General features: G+C 29.1%; 3 protein-coding genes. All 3 read right to left on the bottom strand.

Annotated elements, in window-relative coordinates:
- A partial coding sequence (gene menA / locus U9R42_06645; protein MEA3495696.1) for a 1,4-dihydroxy-2-naphthoate octaprenyltransferase occupies positions 1–919 on the bottom strand: 919 nt, incomplete at its 3' end.
- A complete protein-coding gene (mutL, locus tag U9R42_06640; protein ID MEA3495695.1) occupies positions 912–2,732 on the bottom strand; it encodes a DNA mismatch repair endonuclease MutL in 1,821 nt (606 codons plus the stop codon). The genes mutL and menA, both read right to left, overlap by 8 nt.
- Positions 2,733–2,742: 10 nt before the next feature.
- The gene (locus tag U9R42_06635) at positions 2,743–3,045 is read right to left on the bottom strand and encodes a hypothetical protein (protein ID MEA3495694.1); all 303 of its coding nucleotides are present in this window, start codon (positions 3,043–3,045) and stop codon (positions 2,743–2,745) included.
- Between the last annotated feature and the right edge of the window lie 83 nt (positions 3,046–3,128).

The following is a 3,128-nucleotide window of genomic DNA, read 5'->3' as shown; positions in this document are numbered from 1 at the left end:
CCAAACAACCAAGCCAAAACCCCAAAACAATTATAAAAATTGTAATTGATAACTTAGGAAGAAAAGGATAGAACTTTTCAGGTGTTTTTGTTCTTAAAACTTTTGTAATATGTACAACAAGTATCAGTAAGGGTGCTAAGAACAAATATTGTGTAGTGTTTTCAAAAATCAATAGTGAAAAAACTAACAATAATATAAGTGAAGAAAGGATTAAAAAAAGATGATATATTTTTGCTTTGGCAAAACCTATTTTTACCGGAATTGTAATTTTATTATTGATTTTATCATTTTCAATGTCACGTATATTATTCAGATTTAAAACAGCAGTACTTAAAAATCCTAAAGCAAATGCGGGTAAAAAAACAATAAAATTTAGTGTTGCTGTTTGTAAAAAATAAACACCTACAACGGCTACAATCCCAAAAAAAACAAAGACAAATAAATCTCCTAAACCTTTGTATCCATAAGGCTTTTTTGAAGAAGTATAGGCGTAAGCCGCCCAAATAGAGGAGATTCCAATAGACAAAAATATTAAAAATGAATAAATGCCAATATTTTTATAACTAAAAATTAATAGTAAAAAACCTGAAACAAAAGATAAAATTGCAAAGGTAATTATTGCAGATAGCATTTCCTTTTTAGAAATTTTACCCGATTGAACAGTCCTTTGAGGACCAATTCTTTCTTTTGAATCAGCACCGTGTAAAGTATCACCGTAATCGTTAGCAAGATTTGATAAAATTTGTAACAAAACTGCTGTAAGAATTGAGAAAACAAAAATTACTGTTGAGATTTTCGTTGAATAAGAAACAATGATATTTCCCATTGCTACTCCTGATATTCCGAGTGGCAGTGTGTGCAACCGAAATGCCTGTATCCAATATTTTTGTTTTGCTTTCAAAATAATTAAATTATTCAAACTTTCTATCAATTTCGTCTTGTTCAATTTTCAGAAAAACAGGCTTGCCGTTTGGTGAGTAATATGGATTTTCACAAGCAAATAATTTGTCTATTATCAGCAACATTTCATCAGTTGATAATTTTTTTCCTGTTTTAATTGCTGCATTTATGGCTAATGATTTTACAAGTTTCGTTTTAGTATCAATTTGTGTATTTCCCAAATTATTTTTGTAATTGTCAAGAACAGATTCAACAAAAGCTTTTGAATCATCTGTTTTCATATTTGCTGGGATACCGTTAATCACAAATTCTCTTTCTCCAAATTTTTCTAAAGATATTCCTGCTTTTTCAAGATCATCTTTTAGCTCTGTAACCATTTGAAAATCCAATTCGTTAAATTCAAGAATCTCAGGAAACATTTGTTTTTGAATTGGAATTTTGTCTTTTTTTAAATTTCTTAAATATTCTTCAAACAATATTCTTTGATGTGCATATTGTTGATGTATCAACATCATTCCAGAATGAATAGGAGTAAAAATATATCGGTTATGAATTTGAATTACTTTTTTATCATCTTTGCTTATAACTTCATTTTTTAAATCAAATTTTATTTCTTCTTCTTTGATTTTTGGGCTTTCATTTTTTTCAAGTTTTAAAACGCTAAGTAGTTCCTTCCAATCGTTTTCCGAAGCTTTTACCTGAACTTGAGAAGACTTTTTGCTAACATTACTATCTTGCCCGAAACTTATTTTTATTTTAGAATCTTCCTTTTTATTATCCCGTTCTTCCCTACTTAATAAATTATAAAACGCTTCTTGTTCAAAATCGAGACTTGGTGCTACATGATGCTCATTCAAAGATTTTTGAATTGATGCTCTGAGTATCGAATAAATTGCTTTGTCATCTTCAAATTTAACTTCCGTTTTTGTTGGATGCACATTTATGTCAATTCTCTTTGATGGAATTTCCAAAAACAAAATGTAAAAAGGGAAACTATCATCCGGAAGTAAATTATCGTAAGCATTAAATATTGCATGATTAAAATAGGGGTTTTTAATAAACCTGCCGTTAACAAAAAGAAATTGATCACCTCTGGATTTTTTTGCCCTTTCAGGTTTCCCTATAAATCCCTTTATTTTTACAATAGGTGTTTCTTCATTTAAAGGAACCAATTGTTTTTCAATTCTATTTCCAAAGAGACTGGTTATTCGCTTTTTCAAATGCCCTTTATTCAAATGATAAATATCTCTTCCTTCATTTGTCATGAGCATTTTAATTTCGGGCTTAGCAAGGGAAATATGCATAAATTCCGAAATAATGTATTTGTATTCTACATTGTTTGATTTTAAGAAATTCTTTCTGACAGGAATATTATAAAAAAGATTTTTTACGGAAATTGTCGTTCCGCTTGTACAGGCATTAGGTTCGTGAGTAATTAATTTTCCACCTTCAATAACTATTTTTGTACCTATTTCATCTTCTATCCTTTTAGTTTTCAACTCAATCTTTGAAACTGAGGCTATTGATGCAAGAGCTTCTCCCCTGAAACCCATTGTTTGAATATTAAAAAGATCTGTAGCTTTTTTTATTTTTGAAGTAGCATGTCTTTCAAAACTCATGCGAGCATCAGTTTCCGACATTCCGCAACCATCATCAGTAATTTGAATCAAAGATTTTCCAGATTCTTTTAAAATTAATTTAATTTGTTGTGCACCTGAATCAATAGAGTTCTCGAGCAACTCTTTTACAACAGATGCAGGTCGTTGAACAACTTCTCCTGCCGCAATTTGATTTGCAATTGAATCAGATAATAAATTTATTATGTCTGCCATGTGTTTTTTGTTATAAAGATGATTCAATGAGCAAACCAAAATATTTTGCTAATAAAAATGCTATGATAACGAACAATATTACTAATGCTGTTCTAATAGCAAGGCTTAAAAATCTCATTTTTCTTTTTGAATCTTCTCTTTCTCTGTATATTTGATCTGTTATATTACTGTTTCTGTGAAAGCTTTTCTGATTAAAATTTATCCTTCTTTTTTGTGCCTCTCTTTGTTTTTTTTCTTTGTCATAAAAGCGTGGCTTATAATCAAATGAATAATACGTAGGTAATTTGAAAAATGAGGGTAAACTATTTGCCATTTTATTAAAAATAAGTTATTTAAATTCAACTTCAAAGTTAGGAATTATAAGTTGAATAATTCTTATTGAGGGATTATTATTGA

Source organism: Bacteroidota bacterium (assembly GCA_034723125.1).
In the GTDB taxonomy this organism is placed as follows: domain Bacteria; phylum Bacteroidota; class Bacteroidia; order CAILMK01; family JAAYUY01; genus JAYEOP01.
The sequence above is the reverse complement of the archived record's forward strand: the minus strand, read 5'-3'. Positions and strand labels throughout refer to the sequence as shown.